The 16,849-nt window shown below is 60.3% G+C and carries 18 protein-coding genes; 5 read left to right on the forward strand and 13 right to left on the reverse strand.

The window, feature by feature from the left end; all coding sequences use genetic code 11:
• Positions 1 to 80 precede the first annotated feature (80 nt).
• The 7 genes from JZX87_RS16205 to JZX87_RS16235 all read right to left on the reverse strand — a co-directional run bounded on the left by JZX87_RS16205 (position 81) and on the right by JZX87_RS16235 (position 6,415).
• Positions 81 to 1,148, reverse strand: coding sequence for an HlyD family secretion protein (locus JZX87_RS16205; RefSeq protein ID WP_148145130.1), 1,068 nt, complete (start codon positions 1,146 to 1,148; stop codon positions 81 to 83).
• Between the two features lie 36 nt (positions 1,149 to 1,184).
• On the reverse strand, positions 1,185 to 2,879 hold the full coding sequence (locus tag JZX87_RS16210) for an MFS transporter (RefSeq protein WP_206826765.1): 1,695 nt from the start codon (positions 2,877 to 2,879) through the stop codon (positions 1,185 to 1,187).
• The gene (locus JZX87_RS16215; protein ID WP_286194750.1) at positions 2,866 to 3,327 is read right to left on the reverse strand and encodes a MarR family winged helix-turn-helix transcriptional regulator; all 462 of its coding nucleotides are present in this window, start codon (positions 3,325 to 3,327) and stop codon (positions 2,866 to 2,868) included. Before JZX87_RS16215 ends, JZX87_RS16210 begins: the two co-directional genes overlap by 14 nt.
• A 144-nt stretch (positions 3,328 to 3,471) precedes the next feature.
• On the reverse strand, positions 3,472 to 4,251 hold the full coding sequence (locus JZX87_RS16220; RefSeq protein WP_206826767.1) for an SDR family oxidoreductase: 780 nt from the start codon (positions 4,249 to 4,251) through the stop codon (positions 3,472 to 3,474).
• A gap of 66 nt (positions 4,252 to 4,317) precedes the next feature.
• A complete protein-coding gene (locus JZX87_RS16225) occupies positions 4,318 to 4,743 on the reverse strand; it encodes an HD domain-containing protein (protein ID WP_148145126.1) in 426 nt (141 codons plus the stop codon).
• 72 nt (positions 4,744 to 4,815) lie between these two features.
• Positions 4,816 to 5,193 (reverse strand): GFA family protein, encoded by a 378-nt coding sequence (locus tag JZX87_RS16230; RefSeq protein WP_148145125.1) that lies wholly within the window; start codon positions 5,191 to 5,193, stop codon positions 4,816 to 4,818.
• Between the two features lie 121 nt (positions 5,194 to 5,314).
• Positions 5,315 to 6,415, reverse strand: coding sequence for a methyl-accepting chemotaxis protein (locus tag JZX87_RS16235; protein ID WP_206826769.1), 1,101 nt, complete (start codon positions 6,413 to 6,415; stop codon positions 5,315 to 5,317).
• Between the two features lie 269 nt (positions 6,416 to 6,684).
• Between JZX87_RS16235 and JZX87_RS16240 the strand changes: the two genes are divergently transcribed.
• The 5 genes from JZX87_RS16240 (at position 6,685) to JZX87_RS16260 (ending at position 10,564) form a co-directional block, all read left to right on the forward strand.
• On the forward strand, positions 6,685 to 7,197 hold the full coding sequence (locus JZX87_RS16240; protein WP_286194758.1) for a hypothetical protein: 513 nt from the start codon (positions 6,685 to 6,687) through the stop codon (positions 7,195 to 7,197).
• A 304-nt stretch (positions 7,198 to 7,501) separates the two neighbouring features.
• The gene (locus JZX87_RS16245; RefSeq protein ID WP_206826771.1) at positions 7,502 to 8,668 is read left to right on the forward strand and encodes an L-lactate permease; all 1,167 of its coding nucleotides are present in this window, start codon (positions 7,502 to 7,504) and stop codon (positions 8,666 to 8,668) included.
• Between the two features lie 182 nt (positions 8,669 to 8,850).
• A complete protein-coding gene (locus JZX87_RS16250) occupies positions 8,851 to 9,069 on the forward strand; it encodes a hypothetical protein (protein ID WP_206826772.1) in 219 nt (72 codons plus the stop codon).
• A complete protein-coding gene (locus JZX87_RS16255) occupies positions 9,070 to 9,723 on the forward strand; it encodes an iron-containing alcohol dehydrogenase (protein WP_206826851.1) in 654 nt (217 codons plus the stop codon). It begins immediately after the preceding gene.
• A 112-nt stretch (positions 9,724 to 9,835) separates the two neighbouring features.
• Entirely contained in the window at positions 9,836 to 10,564 is a 729-nt protein-coding gene (locus JZX87_RS16260) for a GntR family transcriptional regulator (RefSeq protein WP_206826773.1), read from the forward strand.
• Between the two features lie 31 nt (positions 10,565 to 10,595).
• Here the strand turns inward: JZX87_RS16260 and lplAB are convergent, their stop codons facing one another.
• The 6 genes from lplAB to JZX87_RS16290 all read right to left on the reverse strand — a co-directional run bounded on the left by lplAB (position 10,596) and on the right by JZX87_RS16290 (position 16,831).
• Entirely contained in the window at positions 10,596 to 11,645 is a 1,050-nt protein-coding gene (gene lplAB, locus JZX87_RS16265; protein WP_206826774.1) for a lipoate-protein ligase LplAB, read from the reverse strand.
• A 45-nt stretch (positions 11,646 to 11,690) separates the two neighbouring features.
• Positions 11,691 to 12,485, reverse strand: a complete 795-nt coding sequence (locus JZX87_RS16270; protein WP_206826775.1) for a MetQ/NlpA family ABC transporter substrate-binding protein — start codon at positions 12,483 to 12,485, stop codon at positions 11,691 to 11,693.
• A gap of 180 nt (positions 12,486 to 12,665) precedes the next feature.
• Complete coding sequence (locus tag JZX87_RS16275; protein WP_148145119.1) at positions 12,666 to 13,433, reverse strand: 5-formyltetrahydrofolate cyclo-ligase; 768 nt, start codon at positions 13,431 to 13,433, stop codon at positions 12,666 to 12,668.
• 20 nt (positions 13,434 to 13,453) lie between these two features.
• Entirely contained in the window at positions 13,454 to 15,100 is a 1,647-nt protein-coding gene (locus JZX87_RS16280; protein WP_206826776.1) for an ABC transporter permease, read from the reverse strand.
• Positions 15,090 to 15,860 (reverse strand): ABC transporter ATP-binding protein, encoded by a 771-nt coding sequence (locus tag JZX87_RS16285; protein WP_206826777.1) that lies wholly within the window; start codon positions 15,858 to 15,860, stop codon positions 15,090 to 15,092. The genes JZX87_RS16280 and JZX87_RS16285 overlap by 11 nt, the downstream gene beginning before the upstream one ends.
• A complete protein-coding gene (locus tag JZX87_RS16290; protein WP_206826779.1) occupies positions 15,860 to 16,831 on the reverse strand; it encodes an ABC transporter substrate-binding protein in 972 nt (323 codons plus the stop codon). The genes JZX87_RS16285 and JZX87_RS16290 overlap by 1 nt, the downstream gene beginning before the upstream one ends.
• Positions 16,832 to 16,849: the final 18 nt, after the last annotated feature.

Consider the following 16,849-nt stretch of genomic DNA (forward strand, 5'->3'; position numbering starts at 1 on the left):
AGAAAGCCCCGCGCCGGGATGCTGAACAGGGCGCGGGGCTTCTTTTTGTCCGGAAAGGGCGGGGCGGACTGACGAAAAGGTCAGTTGCCCTGTGCCAGAGCTGGTCCACTTTGCTGCGCGAGGTCAACGCTGGCAACGACCGACATGCCGGGGACGAGGCTATCGGTAAGTGGTTGGTTCGGCTCTATTGCGATCCGGACGGGAATACGCTGGGCGACCTTGGTGAAATTGCCGGTCGCGTTATCGGATTTGATGACGGAGAATTCGGAGCCGGTCGCCGGCGCGAAACGCTCGATACGGCCCTTGAGACTCTGGTGCCCGAGAGCATCAACCGTGAAGGTGACCAGCTGGCCGGGCTTCATTCCTTCGAGCTGGTTTTCCTTGTAATTGGCGACGACCCAGACATGATTGGGCACGAGCGATGCGATCTGTGTGCCGATCGAGACGTACTGGCCGAGGCGGCCTGTCACTTCACCGAGCTCGCCGTCCTGCGGGGCGGTGATGCGGGTGTTCTGCAGGTCTATATCGGCAAGCGCGACGGAAGCCCTGGCGCCCTCGACGGTCGCTTCCAGCGTCCGGCGGTTGACGACGATCGTGTTGAGGTCCTGCTCGGCGACGAGGACTGCCGCGTCTGCCTGGTGAACCGATGCCTGGGCCTGATCATAGGTCGCCTGGGCTTTTTCGAAATCGCTCTGGGTCGAGACATTGCTCTTTAGGAGCGACTGGGTGCGGTTATAGGCGGTCTTGGCCGCATCGAAGGCGGCGTTGGCGCTTTCGACGGCTGCCTTGGCCGAAACGATCTTGGCGTCAGCCGACTTGCGGCTCTGCTCGGAATTGGCAAGCGAAGCCTCGGCCGATGCCAAGGTGGCCTTCGCCTGTTCCAGCTTCTGCGTGTAGATGCGGTCGTCGATCCGGGCAATCAGGTCGCCTTTTTTGACCCTCTGATAGTCCTGAACAGGCACTTCTACAATATAGCCGGCGAGCTGCGGGCTGAGCAGGGTAACCTGGCCACGCACGTAGGCATCGTTGGTGGTCTCGATCGAGCCCTTGAACGGCGGCAGGTTCCAGACATAGAGCACGATGAGGACACCGGCGATGCCTACGGCAGCCGCGAGATAGGTGGCGAGAGAGCGAAATACGGATTTCATGGTCTTTGACTTATGTTTTGGGCCAGGTTGCGAGCGTCAGGCAGTTTGCGGGGCGTCTGTGCTGTGCAGGAACCGGTGGCGGTTATTCCAGAGGATGTGGAGCAGCAGCAGGCCGATGGCCACTGCCGCGAGAACGAATGTCGCGAAGAAGGCGTCGTTATAGGCAAGCACATAGGCTTGCTGCTGGACCTGCTTGGCGAAGGTGCTGGTGCCCTGGATCGTGTGCTGCATGGCATCCGAGCCGGTGCGGCTATAGGCGGAGACGTACTGGTTGATGCGCTGCACGACGAGCGGATCGGTGGGCAGGAGGCGCGAGGTCAGGATGGCAGAGTGATATTGCTCCCGCCAGGTAACGAAGCTGCCGAACAGGGCGCTGCCGATGAAGGCGCCGACCTTCTGGGTAAAGAGAAACACGGCGATGAAGCTGATGATGTAGGTCAGGCCCTTCTTCAGCGCGGCGGCAAAACCGACGGCCATGGCCGGAGGAAGGAAGAGGCCCGAGCCGAATGCGATCAGCGACTGGCTGAGCAGCATCTGGTCCGGCCGCGTCAGAACCGTCGACTGGCTGTCCATGAAGGTACCGGCGGCAATCAGGATCAATGCGAGCAGATGGATGGCGGCCTCACGACCGGGCTTCATGAAGACTGCGCAGAGCAGGCCCGAGGTAACGCTCGCAATCAGCACCGCCCAATAGAGGTGAGCCATCTGCTCGTTGAACAGGCCGAGCTGGCGGAAGAAATTGATCGCGCCCGTCGACTGTTCGGTCAGCAGCATGCGGAAGACAAGCAGCACGCCTGCGAAGTGGACGATCTCCCACGAGCCTATCCAGCGCACGTCGATCAGGTTGTTCTTGCGATTGAGCTCCAGCATGATGCAGAGCGTGCCGCTGACGATGCCGGTGATCAGCACCCAGGCGAGCCAGTTGGCTTCCAGCCACCAGTAGAGGCGGCCCATGGTGAAGAAGACCGCAAGACAACCCATCGACGTGGCGAGCAGGCCGTAGCTCACATAGTCCATCGATGAGATGACCTTGGCGCGGGGCGGGGATGTCAGCGGCAGAATGTAGATGAGGCCAAAGACGATCAGCGCCAGGGCGAGCTCGACGAGGTAGAGGCCGCGCAGGTCGTGAATATCGAGAAGCGACGGCGAAATGAGGCCGGCGATCGGCGTCGACAGCGACAGGCCGATCAGGGCGAGGCAAAGACCGATATTGAGCTTCTTCTCCGGTGGAAAGATTTCCAGCATGTAGAGGAAGGCCATCGACGAGATCGGCGCTGCCGCCGCACCGGCGAAGAAACGAAGTGCGATGCTCAAGCCGAGATCATTGACCCACAGATGCGCAAGGCTGATGATCACGTAAGGGATGATCGCCAGCTCGCAGAACTGGCGGATGCCGTATTGGGTGCGGACCTTGAACAGGAACAGGCCGAGGCTGGCGTTCGGGAAGAGATAAGCTGCCATCAGCCATGCGGCTTCGTTCTGGGTCGCTTCAAGCGGTCCGGCGATCTGCTGCAGGTTGGTCGAGATCATCGCCGTGCCAAGCCCCTGCATGACGGCGGCCGTGAGCGACGTAATTGCATAAAGAAGTGCGATCGGTAACGGTTTCGGCACGAAAGGCGGTGGGCTTGCGGGAGCCGGGGCCGGCGGTGGCGCCTGCACGTCGGCTGCCGCAGTTTCCAGCCGCTCGAGCTGCGGCTCTTCGCTTCTCACAGTGGCCTCACGCGTGGACATCATCGACCTCCACATTGGAGACGTTTTCGGAGATCCGTTCCATCAACGCGATGGCTTGCCTCAGCTCGGCCTCGTCAATGCCCTCAAAGAACTGATGCCGGATCTGGTCTGCCAGCGCACGCACCAAAGCGGCCTGCTCTTCTCCGTGTTCGGTCAGGGCGATGAGTTTGACGCGCCGGTCGTTTGCATCGGGGCGGCGTTCGATCAGCCCATTTTCCTCCATACGGTCAAGCAGGCGCACAAGCGTTGCCTGTTCAAGCTCCAGATCGCAGGCGAGTTCCGTCTGAGTCATGTTCTGCTTTTTCGCCAGACGGAAAAGCGCACGCGCACGGGGATAGGTGAGCCCGTGGGCGGTCACCTTCTTGTTGAAAGTCGTGCGGATCTTGCGGCTGACCTTGGTCAGCTCCTCAAGGAATTCCGAGGCTGTTTGATCGATATAGGGCATCATGGTTAGCACACTAAGATTATCTATGGCATTAGTTAGCACCCAAAGTATTCAATTTCAATCCTTGACCATGCGCAAATCAGGCCTCCAGAATTTGCATAGGTCGCAAGAATTTCTGCCCGATCGCGCCTCAGCGAGCTTATAGGGTCAGCGCAAAAGTCCCTGACCACCATCGACATAGACCGGAGTTCCTGTGACATGCCGCGACTGGTCGGAGGCAAGAAACAGGATGACCGAAGCGACGTCCTCGCTTCGACCCGCCTTGCCGCCAGTGATGGGAATATCGCCGGTGGGGAACTCCACCGGAACGGCAGTCTCGTCTTCGCCACGCACTTTTGTGTTGTTATTGATGCTGGTCTCGATAGCGCCCGGGCAGACCGCGTTGACGCGAACCCGGTGGCGACCCAGTTCAAGCGCCAGTTGCTGGACGATGGCCACTTGAGCCGCTTTTGTCGCGACATAAGCCGTTGCACCAGGCGTATTGAAGGTGCGATTGCCATTGATGGACGATACGACGATCACCGAGCCGCCCTGCCTTTTCAGATGCGGGATGCTGGCATTGAGCGTCAGATAGGTGCCGCGCAGGTTGACGCGGATCGTCTGGTCCCACTCATCCGGCTTGAGATCATCAATCGGCGCCCAGACGCCGTTTATGCCCGCATTCGCCACCACCACATCCAGCCTGCCGGTCTCCGCGACCAGCGTTTCCAAGGCGTGGTGCATGGCTATTTCATCCGCGACGTCGGCGTTCAAAGAAATGGCTCTGCCACCGGTGGCCTCGATCAATTCCGCTGTTTCGTTAAGTTCGCCGGGCGTGTGGCCCAGAATTCCCACGACAGCTCCGGCCTCTGCAAGCTTGATTGCAGAAGCGCGGCCGATGCCCGAGCCTGCGCCGGTGATCAGAGCGACTTTCGACTGAAATTCCATCGGCGATCCTTCCGTTTCGGGCAGTGGTCCAACCGCCGCAACGAAAGAGACAGGCCAAAGTTCCGGTCAAGCCGGATAGGTTTCACCGAGAATGCGAAGGCCTTCGGCAAATTTTCCGCCATCGCCGCCCATCTGGCGCATCTGAGCGAGATTGTCGGTGAGGTCGGCCCGTTTGACCGGGCGGGCCAAAGGGCTTTCGATCGAACGACGAACGAAGTCGAAATAATCCTCGCCGTCACGCTTGCTCATCGCGTCGACAGCATCGATGACCCTTTGTGAAAAACCTTCTTCGCGCAGCCGCTCGAAAGTCCAGCCGGGGCCTTTTTCGACGACGTCGTGAAGCCATGCGACCAGCGTTTCATCCTCTCCCGTTACATGCTCGGCCACACGCCGCACATGATCGATGAACGGGCCGCCCGTTTTGCTGGACTGTCCTTCATGCGCCTTCGTGGCGATGTCGATCGCTTTTTTCAGTTGTGCTTCATAGGTCATCGGGATCTCACCGTGCCATGTTTTGTGCTGGTGAGCAGGCATATCAAAGCAACGTACAAATAGCGATACGGATCAGAGACGGTCTTCCTCGAACTGCTCGGCGCCATCCAGCGGTGCCAGCCAGTCTTCACGGCGCTTGACCCATAATTCATAGGTTGGCTGGATATCGGTCGGAGCCATGTCCAGCGTGCCGACCCGGATCTCGACCTCATCCTCGGCTGGCTCGGAAAAGATGCGGGCGCCGCAGTTCACGCAGAAGCCACGGCCTTCATAATATCGAACCTCTCCCGATGCCTCGAAGGCATGTGCGGGCCAGATACCGAATGTGGCAAAGACCGAACCGCTTTCCTTGCGGCAATCCATGCAATGGCAAAGCCCGATGCGAATGGGGTCCGATTTAACTTTGTAGCGGACCTTTCCGCACAGGCAACTTCCGGAGCGGATGATCATGATGCCTCCTCAATCCTCACAGGCTTGAGATAGCGTCTATGCGCGCAACGGCCAGAGGGGATTTCCAGACCTGCGGGCTCGACCTTATCTCGCCCTGGGATTTTTAACGGGAAGCCCAAGGCTACCGGATATTCAGCGCCATGCGTATGTCATCCTCGTTTTCCAGCCGCTGAATGACCACTCCATACCAGCCGAGACCGTCATAATCTTCGTAACCGAGAGTTCGAGCATAGGCGACGATCGAGCCGTTATTGTCGTAATAGCTGCCGGATGCCTGGCCTCCCGGATTGACGAGTGCGAAATGCGTGAACAGCAGGGCGGGGTTTGTCGTTGCGATGACGCGGCTGTTTCCGTCCAGCAGAAGGACGGTGGTCTTGTCCGCCACATGCGGCGGAAGGTTTGCTTCCTTCTCGACAATCGACTGGCCCTGGTTTTCCCAGTCGAAATAGACGCCGAGTGTACCCAAAAGCTCACCGTCGACTTTGCCCCCGTCACGGATGCCTGTTGCATAGACAAGGGCCGTGCGGTTGTCATGCGGACCGGAGCGCTTCACCTCATCGACGACATAATCGTCCCTCGAGGCACAACGGCGGGCGGCAGCGAACCACGGTTCATCCGACAGCGATGTACCAATCAGCTTTCGCTGGAATTTCGGGTTGGCCGAGGCGATCACCTTGCCGGAAAGGTCGGTCATGACGAGATCGAGATAGACGGTGTAAAAGCGGTTGATGACACCCAGGCGTTCCGCTGCGAATGCGCGGCGCTCGGCGGACGGATCACTGAGGGCCTGCCAGAGCGCCGTATCAGTCGCCCACCAGCGGACATCGGCAGTGCGTTCAAAGAGGTTGCGGACGATCAGTTGTACGAGCGTCTGCGCAAGATCCGTGAGCCTTATGCCCTCCATCTCGTGAACCAGAGAATCGGCCATGCTGCGCGTCAGTCCAATGCGGCCGAGCACATTGCTTTCGAATTTGGAGGCAATGTCGGAGGCGATCTGCGCCAGTCGCTGCACCTCGTTGGCGACAACGGCAAATCCCTTGCCCATCTCGCCGGCGCGCGCTGCTTCGATCAGCGCATTGATCGCCAGAAGCTTGATCTGCTTGACGACATGGGTGTTGTCGGCGCTGAAACGCTCGAGATCGTTGCCGATGCCGTCGGTTATGACCTGCATTGAACGGGGCGTTGCTGCATGCTGCTGCTTTTCTGCCTGTGCCGGTATCATCTTGCAGATCCTGAACTGAAAAGTGGAGATGTGACAATGTGTCTATATTTTGCACGCCATGGTTTTTGCTTGGTTAATGCTCAGCTTATTTGCTGATAATAAATGCTGTGATTTCCCGTAGCCTCTAAAGCATGGCGGGGTCGAAGTCGGACTGCTGCCAGGCAAAGAATTGCGCAGTGGATATTCTGCTGACGCTCTGGCGGATTCTGGCTACCGGGAACTTGTACTGAAAGTGAGCGTTAGGCCTGCATCTTTTGATGGAGGTTGTCATGCATGCGCAGTTCCTCGCAATTCTGGCAGCAGCATTGGTCCTTCCAATGGGAATGGCCGGTTCGGCAACGGCCGCCGAAGGAGAGTTTTTGAAATCCATCGATGGAAAATGGTCAGGCAAGGGAACGATTCTGACCCGGATCGGCGGAAAATCTGTTAATGTGAGCTGTGATGTAGATTTTTCTGCAGGCGCTGACGATCTTGCGATGCAGGGTTCCTGTCGCGCGCTTGCTGTCGTCAGCCGATCCATCTCCGCAGCGCTGAAGGCCTCCGGTACGCGTTATAGCGGAACCTACACAGGGCCTTCGGGCCAACCCTCTTCGCTTTCGGGAACCCGGCAAGGCGATTCCATAAATCTGGCCGTGCGCTGGGCGAGGAATATCAACGGCGACCGTAAGGCGACGATGACAATCGCCAAACTTGGCGAAAACCGGCTGCGGTTGCAGACCATCGATAACGACCCGGCAAGTGGCAAGTCGGTCGTGACCAGCAGAATCGATCTGAGCCAGTAACCGCGTCACACGCCGTTCATTCCTTCGCTAGTCCCGCGATATGGGAACATTCCAGGCGGTTACCGTGCTGTCTGAATGATATCGACTGTGCTGATCTCAAATCATCTCCCAGCGTCAACTTGCCTCACTGCTGCGGCGGCTTGCGCACTTTCGATCAAATCCAACTGATATATAAGTATACACATCTTGCATGAGATGAGTTCTCTCATCGACCTGGACCGCTTTTAGGGGAGGCGTTTTTGGCGGGTGCAAGGCTTTGGGTTTGTGCCCGCGCTTGCGGGCAGCGTGGGGAGACGCGCCGAAAATGTTTCAACAGGTTTATGATCCGGTCGCTCAGTCGCTCGGACTGAGTTCGTTCTTTGCGGCCCTGCCGCTTCTGACGATGTTCGTCATGCTCGGAGGGTTCAGGCTGTCGCCGCAGCTTTCCGGTCTATGCTCACTTATCGTCACGATGGGTGTTGCCATCATCATCTACGGCATGCCGGTTCCGGTCGCCGCAAATTCCGCGCTTTATGGTGCGGCATTCAGTATTCTTCCGATCATCCTGATCATCATCAACGCCATCTGGATCCACAACATGATGGTGAAGTCGGGATATTTCGACATCCTGCGACGCAGTTTCGGGGTGATCAGCACCGACCTGCGTGTACAGTCGATCATCATCGCATTCTGCTTCGGCGGCCTGCTTGAGGCGCTTGCCGGTGCCGGTACGCCGATTGCGATTGCCGGCGTGATGATGGTGGCAATCGGCATGGATCCGCTGAAAGCCGCACTCTGCGCGCTTGTTGCCGATACCGCGCCGGTTGCCTTCGGGGCACTCGGCGTGCCAATCACCACATTGGCTGCCGTATCCGGCCTGCCTTATGACGAGCTGGGCGCGATCATCGGTCGCCAGACGCCGATCCTGGCGATGTTCATTCCGCTGATCCTCGTGTGGATCGTCGATGGCGGCAGGGGCCTTCGCCAGACATGGCTGCCTGCGCTGGTCGCCGGTTTTGCCTATGCCGTGACGCAGTTCGTCAGCTCGTCCTGGATCTCGGTGCCCTTGACCGACGTTCTCGGCGCGCTTGCCGGTGCTGCGGCACTGGTCGCCTTCCTGCACAAATCGAAATACTGCTACACGATCGAGGATATTCCGCTGGTGCCGCTGACCGAACAGTCGAGCACGCGCTTCGTCGCTGCAGGCCCCGCCCTGCTCAGCTTCATCACCAACCCTCCCGGATGCGTATTTCCGATGCACAGCCATGAGGCCGTGCAGATCCTGGTCATTCTCGAAGGCACGGAAGAGCATACCTGCGGCGATGAAACCTTCCTGATGACGGCCGGCGATGTCTGCGTCCATCCGTCCAACGTGCCGCATGGCGGCCGCACGACGACCGGTTTCCGCGGCATCGACATCTTCGTTCCGCCGCGGGAAGACTACCTGCAGCTGATGGCCAAGCATGGCCTTCCAATCGAGGGTCCTAAGTGATATATTAAAATTCAATAGGCTGTCACTGGCGACCCCTAAGCGCTTTGATGGCTTGATCGGAGGAGCGGATACGGGCGGGGCTGATCACCTCTCCAACTCCGCTCCTTTGTCTTGTCCAAGACGCGGAATTGCCGGCGGCCTATTGGTTTTTGAAGAACGTAAAAGATATTAGAGTGACGAAGATGACGGGTTCGAATTGGAATTTCAGCTTGCCGACCGCGGTTCATTTCGGTTGGGATCGCCTGTCGACCCTACCCGATATGATTTCGAATTTGGGCGGCCGTCATGTGTTTGCGATGATTGGGCGCAGTTTCCTCAACCGCGTCGGCGAAGCAGGATTGAAGGAGCTGGTCGGCTCTGCCGAACTGACGATCTTCACCGATATCGAGGAAAACCCGTAAATTTCGACGGTCGATACGGCTGCCGCCCGCTGCCGCGAAAGCGGGGCGGATGTGGTCGTTGCGATCGGTGGCGGCAGTGTGCTGGATGCGGCCAAATGCGTGGCGCTGCTGCAGAAGAATGAAGGCTCCATCCGCGATTATCTTTACCGGGTGAAGAAGCCCGCCGGCCGAGGCCTGCCGCTGATCGCCGTGCCGACGACGGCGGGGACCGGCAGCGAGGTGACGCCGTTTGCCGTTGTTACCGACAAGGAAAAGAATGCCAAACCGGAGATCGCCTATCCGGAGTGCTTTCCGGATCACGCAATCGTCGATCCCGCGCTGACGCTCACCATGCCGACGGCTGTGGCGGTGTCCACCTCGCTCGATGCGATGACGCAGGCGCTTGAAGGGTTCTGGTCGACCCGCGCCAACGACATGACGCGGGCGATGGCGTTTCGCGCGATCGTGCTGATCTTCCGCAATATCGAGGCGGCCTGCCTCGACAAGGACCGTGATGCGATCGAGCAGGTGACGCTCGGCAGCGTGATCGGCGGAACGCAGATGGCGATGATCGGCAACACCGTGCTGCATCCGCTCTCCTATCCGCTGACGCTGGATTACGATCTTCGACACGGGCTGGCCTGTGGAAATCCTCGAAACCATGCTGTGATCTGAGCGCACCGCACCTTTGACAAGCCGATCGCTGCCGGGCCATGCTCGGCAGCAAAGAGGGGCGGATTCGCAAGTGCGGCCCGTAATACCAAGAACAAGTGGTGAGAAGGTCTATATGGAGGATACCAATCCCCCGCAGGAGCAGCAAAAAAACCTGGCGAGCATCCGCGACGAACTGGACCTGCGCAGTGCCAGCACCTCGGCGCTGATCTATCAGGTCCTGTGGAACGATATCGTCTCATTGCGCCGTTATCCGGGCGACCCCATTCTGGAGAAGGAGATCGCCGCGCAGTTCGGTGTCAGCCGCACGCCGGTGCGCGAGGCGATCCTACGGCTGTCGAACGAAAAGCTGATCGAGATCCTGCCGCAATCGGGAACGTTCGTCGCGCGTATCGCGCTCGATACGCTGCCGGAGGCGATCGTTGTCAGAAAGGCGCTAGAGGACGTGACGGTGCGGGCGGCGGCTGTGAAAGCCAACAGGACGCAGATCGCTACGCTGCGCGCCAATCTAGAATTGCAGAAGGTGCAGGCGGCGGAAGCCGATTACGAAGGGTTCCGCAGGACCGACGACCTGTTTCATACGCTGATTGCCGAGGCGGCCGGATATCCGGGTATCTGGGAGATCATCAAGTCGGTGAAGATCAAGGTGGACCGTTATTGCCACCTCAGCCTGCCGAAGCCGGGCCGCATCGCGCGGCTGATCAAGGAACATACGGCCATCTTCAATGCCATACGGGACCACGATCCCGACCGCGCGGCAGATGCCATCCAAGCCCATCTCGATGCCATCATGACGGGCGTCGAGATGCCGGAAAACCTTGCGGTCTTCACCGTGACGCGGTGAGAATGCCCGGCGCCTCGGCGCCGGGATAGCATCACGGGATGTGGCGCAGCCAGTCTTCACGGCTAAATTTTTCGGCCGCGAGCTTTTCCGCTGCCGCGTATTCTTCTTCCGAAATCGTGCCCGGCGTGCCGCCGTTCAGCGAAACGAAGGTCTCCTTCATCCGGCAGATGATTTCCTCGCGCGGCAGGCCGGTCTGGCTGCGCAGCGGATCGACGCGCTTCACCGCACTGGTCGTGCCCTTGTCGCTCAGCTTTTCGCGGCCGATGCGCAGGACCTTGACCATTTTTTCGGCATCCATGTCATAGGCCATGGTGACGTGATGGAGGACGGCGCCGGAGGAAAAGCGCTTCTGCGCCGCGCCGCCGATCTTGCCCTTGGAGCTGGAGATGTCGTTGAGCGGCTTGTAGAAGGCGTCGATGCCGAGCGACTGCAGCGCTTTCAGCACCCAGTCGTCGAGGAAGGCGTAGGAATCGGCAAAGCTCATGTCGCGCACCAGCTCTGCCGGTGCGTAGAGCGAATAGGTGACGCTGTTGCCGGGCTCGACCAGCATCGCGCCGCCGCCGGTGACACGGCGGACGGTTTCGATGCCGAGTTCCGCCGTGGCTTCCATGTCCACCTCGTTGCGCAGAGACTGGAAACCGCCGAGAATGATGGCCGGGCGTTCCCATTCCCAGAAACGCAGGCACGGGCCGCGCCGGCCGGAAGCGACTTCCTTGGCCAGAACCTCGTCCATCGCGAGATGCATGGTGGGGGTGAGCGCGGGCGTCTCGATGATCTGCCATTCGTAATCGCGCCATGTGCCGGTGACGCCGAGCGCGCGGCGGATGGCGATCGCGACGGCTTCCGGGCTGAAGCCGATCATTTCCGCGCCGGGGCGCAGGCCGCTGCGCACGGCGGCGATAATGTCCTCTACCGTGGCCGATGCTGAGAGGCCTTCGAGGGAGGCGCGGATGTCTTCCAGCGCTTCTGCCGGTTCGAGGAAGAAATCGCCCGAAACCTGAACCTGCGAGAGGCGTCCGTCGGCAATTTCGAGATCGACGACAACGAGCTTTCCGCCCTGAACCTTGTATTCACCGTGCATCTTTATGGCTTCCCACCTGAAACTATCCTGCTGTCTTGCGCCCACTTACGGGAAGGAGACGAGGTCTCCGTAAAGCGAGCGAAGCTTTGCCTTTACAGCGTCAGAACCGCGGTAGATGTCAATGAATTTGCGCAGGCGCGGATCGTCGCGCATGTCCGGCCGGGTGACGAACTGGAAGGCGTAGATTGGGTCGTTTTCGAAGATCAGGCCGGAGGCCGGATCGAGGCCTGCGAGTTTTGCGAAGGTCGGATAGGTGGCGGCGGCATCGACATCGTCGAGCGCGCGGGCGATCTGCGGACCGTCGAGCTGGACGATGCGCAGCGGCTTCACCCATTTGACGACATCTTCGAGTGTGGCGCGATGGCCGGTGCCGGGTTTCAGCTCGACCAGCTTTGCCTGCTGGAGGAGAAGCAGCGAGCGGCCGGTGTTGACGGCGTCGCCGGAGAAGGCGATCTGGGCGTTGTCGGGCAGCTCTTCCAACGACTTGTATTTCTTCGAATAGAGGCCGAACGGGGTGGCATAGGCAGGCGCCACCGGGACGAGATTACGGCCGCCGGCCTGGTTGGTGAATTCGAGATAGGGAATGTGCTGGAAGAGGTTGGCATCCATCTCGCGATCAGCGACGGCCATGTTCGGCGTGTTCCAGTCGTTGAACTCGGTCAGTTCGATCTTGAGGCCTTGGGCCTTCGCCTCCTCGACGGCCACTTCTGCCGCCTGATTGGAGATGCTGGTGGCAAGCGCGATGCGCAGCGGCTTGTCGTCCTGCGCCATGCTGGCAGAGGTGGTGAGGGAGGATGCGATGAGGATTGCTGCCGAGAGAATATGGCGGAGAGAGACCATGGGTGTGCTCGCAAATGGGGGTAGGCGCGGCGGCACTGTCACTGCACCGCAGTTTTGCGGTGCTTTACCCCTGTTTGGCGATGCAATCCATGGGGGAAATGAAAAATGTACTTATTGAGTCAAGTTTATGATTTGGAGAGCGACTACCGGTAATGTTGCCGGTAGTCAGAAGATAAGGGATCAGAGGCCCATGGCTTTCAGTTCCTGCAGCGGCGGGATGGTGTCGAACATGTGCTGGTCGAGGCGGTCCCAGATGATGCCGCAGGTCGGCTTGTGCGGGCCCGAGACGTTGATCGAGCGGGTGGGCGTGAAGATTACGTCGACGACGGTGTCGTAGACATCGGGGTTGAGCTTTTCCGACAGGACCTGGCAGTCGTGGACGACGGCGGCGCAGGGGGTTTCGACGGAGATTTTGCCAAGCTGATAGAGCATGCCCCATTCGGCATCGAAGAAACCGTGGCCCTTGCCGAAACGCACGCCTTCCAGATTGATCGCGCCGGTGCCGGTGACCATGTAGTCGACATTCGGCAGCTTGGTCTGGATATCGGCAAGCGTCATGTGCTCGCCGACACGTTCCATGCCGTCGAGGGTTGAGGCGTAGAGGTAGATTTCAGGGGCGATCTTCTTCGGATCGAGCAGCCAGAAGCCGCGCTTGATCGAATAGGTGGTCATCAGCACCAGCTTGCCGTCCTTCAGCGCCTGCAGGCGCAGGCGGTCGAGGCAGTTGTCGGGCGTGATGAAGATCAGGCGGGCGTCACGGTAATAGGGGTTGTCGAGTAGGCGCTCGACGGCCGCCTCACCGCCTTCGAAATCGGCGATGAACTCGCCGAAATCGAAATGAAAACGGCTGTCAGCGACGGCGACCTTGCGCAATTCGGTCCAGACGCGTTCGCGCACGGAAGACTTGTGATCGGCGATTTCAGCGTAATTGGACGTCTGAGGGGACATGGGGGTGCTCCTTTAAAACTTTAGGCGGCCGGCTGCATGCCGCGTTTGCGCAGCACATGCCGTTCGATGACGATGACGATTTGATAGAAGAGAACCGAGATGAGGACCGAGACCACTGCGACCGTCCAGATCATGCCGTAGTCGAGATAGCCTCGCGACTGGTTCAGAAGATTACCAAGCCCGGTGCCGGTGGCGAGCCATTCTGCGATCATCACGCCCAAAAGCGCGCGCGGCACGGCAAGCCGCATGGCGGCAAAGAGATAGGGCAGGGATGCCGGGATCGAGACGAGACGCAGCTGGGTGAAAGGGCTTGCGCCATAGGCGCGCACCACATCGAGCGCGCCGCGCGACACCATGCCGAGGCCCTGCGCCAGCGTGACGAAGGCGGGGAAGAAGGTGACGGAGATGGTGATCCAGAGGATGACCGAGGGGCCACGACCGAGAAGCAGAACGAGCAGCGGCGTCAGGGCGACGAGGGGCATGGTCTGGGTGACGAGCGCCACCGGCATGAACGAGCGGACGATGCCGGGGCGCACGACCGAAGCGAGGGCAAGCGCGAAGGCGAAGGCGAGGCCGGCGGCCATGCCGATCAGCGTCATCGGCAGCGTCTGGCCGAGTGCTGCGAGAAGGCGGGTCTGCGCCGAGGTCGCCGATGGGTCGAGGAAGAGATAGTCGAAGACGCCGGCCGGGGTTTTGGCGATCATCGCCGGCGTGCCAAGGATTTTGAGGAGCAGCCACCAGACGATTAAAGGGAGTGCGATTGAGGCCAGCGTGATGGCGATTGTGGAAAGCCAGTTGCCCTCGGAGCGGATGCTTGGCGGTGTGGCGGCTACGGTGACGGCGCAGGTGGAGCGGGTGAGGCGCGTCTCGATGAGCGCAAAAATGCCGTAAGCGATCAGCGCCATGGCGGTGGCGGCAAGGCCAATGCCCCAGAGACGGGCGGGATCGGCGCGGCCGAGCGAGCCGATCAGATAGGCGCCGAGGCCGAAACGGCCGCCGCCGCCGAATTCCGCCAGGATCGAGCCAAGCACGGCAGCGGGTGCCGCAATACGCAGGCCGGCGAGGATGGCGGGCAGGGCGGCGCGGATTTCGACGAGGCGAAGCAGGGCGAGACGTGTGCCACCATAGGCACGAACGACGTCGAGCATGCGCCGGTCGGTCTGGCTGATGCCGGTGACGGTGGCGCTCATGGTGACGAAATAGCAGCCGAGTGCTGCGAGCACGACGCGCGGGGTCATGCCGGAAAAGGTGAGGACCAGGATCGGGGAGATGGCGATCGGCGGCAGGGCGAAGATCGCGACGTTGAGGCCGCGGCCGAGGCGTGCGGCGACCGGTGAGACGGCGAAGAGAATGCCGGCGAGGATGGCAAGGCCATTGCCTATCAGGAACCCGAGCGAGGCGCCTTGGAAGGTGGCGAGGATATGTAGGGGATAGTCGCCACGATCCTGCCAGAAACGGATAAGTACTTCGGTCGGGGCAGGCAGCGCACCGCCTGCGACGAGCTTGAAACGGCCGAGGACTTCCCAGAGGACAAGCAGGATCGCTGCGTTGCGAAGCGCGGTCCAGTGGCGGAAACCGGCTTCGCCTTTGGCGACCCCAAAGGGCGTTCCATTGGGAGTTCCCCCAGCTGTTCTAGGATTTGCGCCAAGCGCCGTCTCAGTGGCCATCCAGCGCCTCCGCGACCTGATCTTCGAGGGCGTGAAATTCCGGCGTCGTAAACACTTCCGGCAGGCGCGGGCGGGCAAGCGGGATATCGACGATCTTGCCGATGCGGCCGGGGCGGCTCTGCATAACCACGACACGGTCGGCGAGGAAAACGGCCTCGTCTATGCCGTGGGTGACGAGCAGGGTCGTGGCGCGGTTTTCCATCCAGATGCGCTGCAGCTCGATATTCATCTGGCGGCGAAGAATTTGATCGAGCGCGCCAAAAGGTTCGTCGAGGAACAGGACTTTCGGATCGGTGACGAGGGCACGGGCAATCGCCACGCGCTGGCGCATGCCACCGGACAGTTCGCCGGGCAGCGACTTCTCGAAACCCTTGAGGCCGACGAGGTCGATCAGGCCGGCGATCTTTTCGGCAAAATCGGAGCGCTTGCGGCCGAGCACGTCGAGAGGCAGGGCGATATTGTCCTCGACACTGCGCCAGGGCATCAGGGCCGCGTCCTGGAAGGCAACGCCGGTGAGGCCGGCTTTTGCCGCCTGTTGCGGTTTCATACCGGCAATGCCGATCTTGCCCGCGGTCGGCTCGTCGAGGCCGAGTGCGAGGCGCAGCATGGTGGATTTTCCGCATCCGGACGGGCCGATCAGCGCCGTGAACGAGCCTGCGGGGCAATCGAGAGAAACGTTGTCGAGCGCCTGAACGACAGTCCCGCGCCCCTGAAAGGAGCGCGAGACGGTTTCAAGCGTAATGCCGGTCGAAGAGGTCATCAAACTTCTTCGAGAACGGTGGTGTCGAAGTGTTCGCGCTTGGCGGTGATGCCGACGGCGGCAAGTGCCTCGATACTGGCGGCGATCGCCTCCTCGCTCATCGAGAAGATGCCCTTGGCATTTTCGATCAGCGGCTTCTGCGCGGTGTTGAAATAGACTTCGTTCTCGATCGAGCGGCCGGTGCCCTTGAACCAAGTGTCGGCGAAAGTCTTCGGGAAGGCTGCCGGATCCTTGAGGTTTTCTTCCCAGCCCTTGCGGCTGGCCTTGAGGAAGGCAACGATTTCCTTGCGCTTGGCCTTGAGGACTTCTTCGGTGACGACGACAGTGTCGTTGAAGATGGTGAAGCCGAAGTCATAGAGCAGGAAGGAAGTGGCGTCCTCGCCGGCCTGCTTGATGGTGAAGGGGACGTTGGTGGTGAAATCGACGGATGCGTCGATCTCGCCCTTGATCAGCGGGGTCGGGTCGTAGGCGTAAGGCACGATGTTGACCTGGCTTTTGTCGACGCCGGAAATCTTCAGCATGGCTTCGACCGAGATGACGTTGACCGGCGGAACGGCGAGCGTCCTGCCGATCAGGTCCTTCGGCTCCTTGATCGGGTTCTTGGCCAGAGACACGATGCCGATCGGGTTCTTCTGGTACTGGGCACCGATGATCTTGAACGGTGCGCCCTGTTCGACGATCGCCTTGATCGTTGTGTCCGGCGTGGTCAGCGTCAGGTCGGCCTTACCGGCGATGATCGAGCTTTCCGGAATGACGTCCGGGCCGCCGGAAAGATATTCCAGCTCAAGGCCTGCTTCCTTGTAATAGCCCTTGTCGGCGGCGAGGAAATAACCAGCGAATTCGGCATCGTTGATCCACGAGGCCTGGAAGTTGAACGGGGTGGCGGCGGAAGCCATGCGGCCCATCATCGGCATGGTCGCGGCGGCGCCCATCAGGCCCATGAAATGGCGACGGTTGAGGGAAAGATGCATTGGGCTGTTCCTTATTGT

It is taken from the genome of Agrobacterium sp. Ap1 (assembly GCF_017313375.1).
In the GTDB taxonomy this organism is placed as follows: Bacteria; Pseudomonadota; Alphaproteobacteria; order Rhizobiales; family Rhizobiaceae; genus Neorhizobium; species Neorhizobium cellulosilyticum.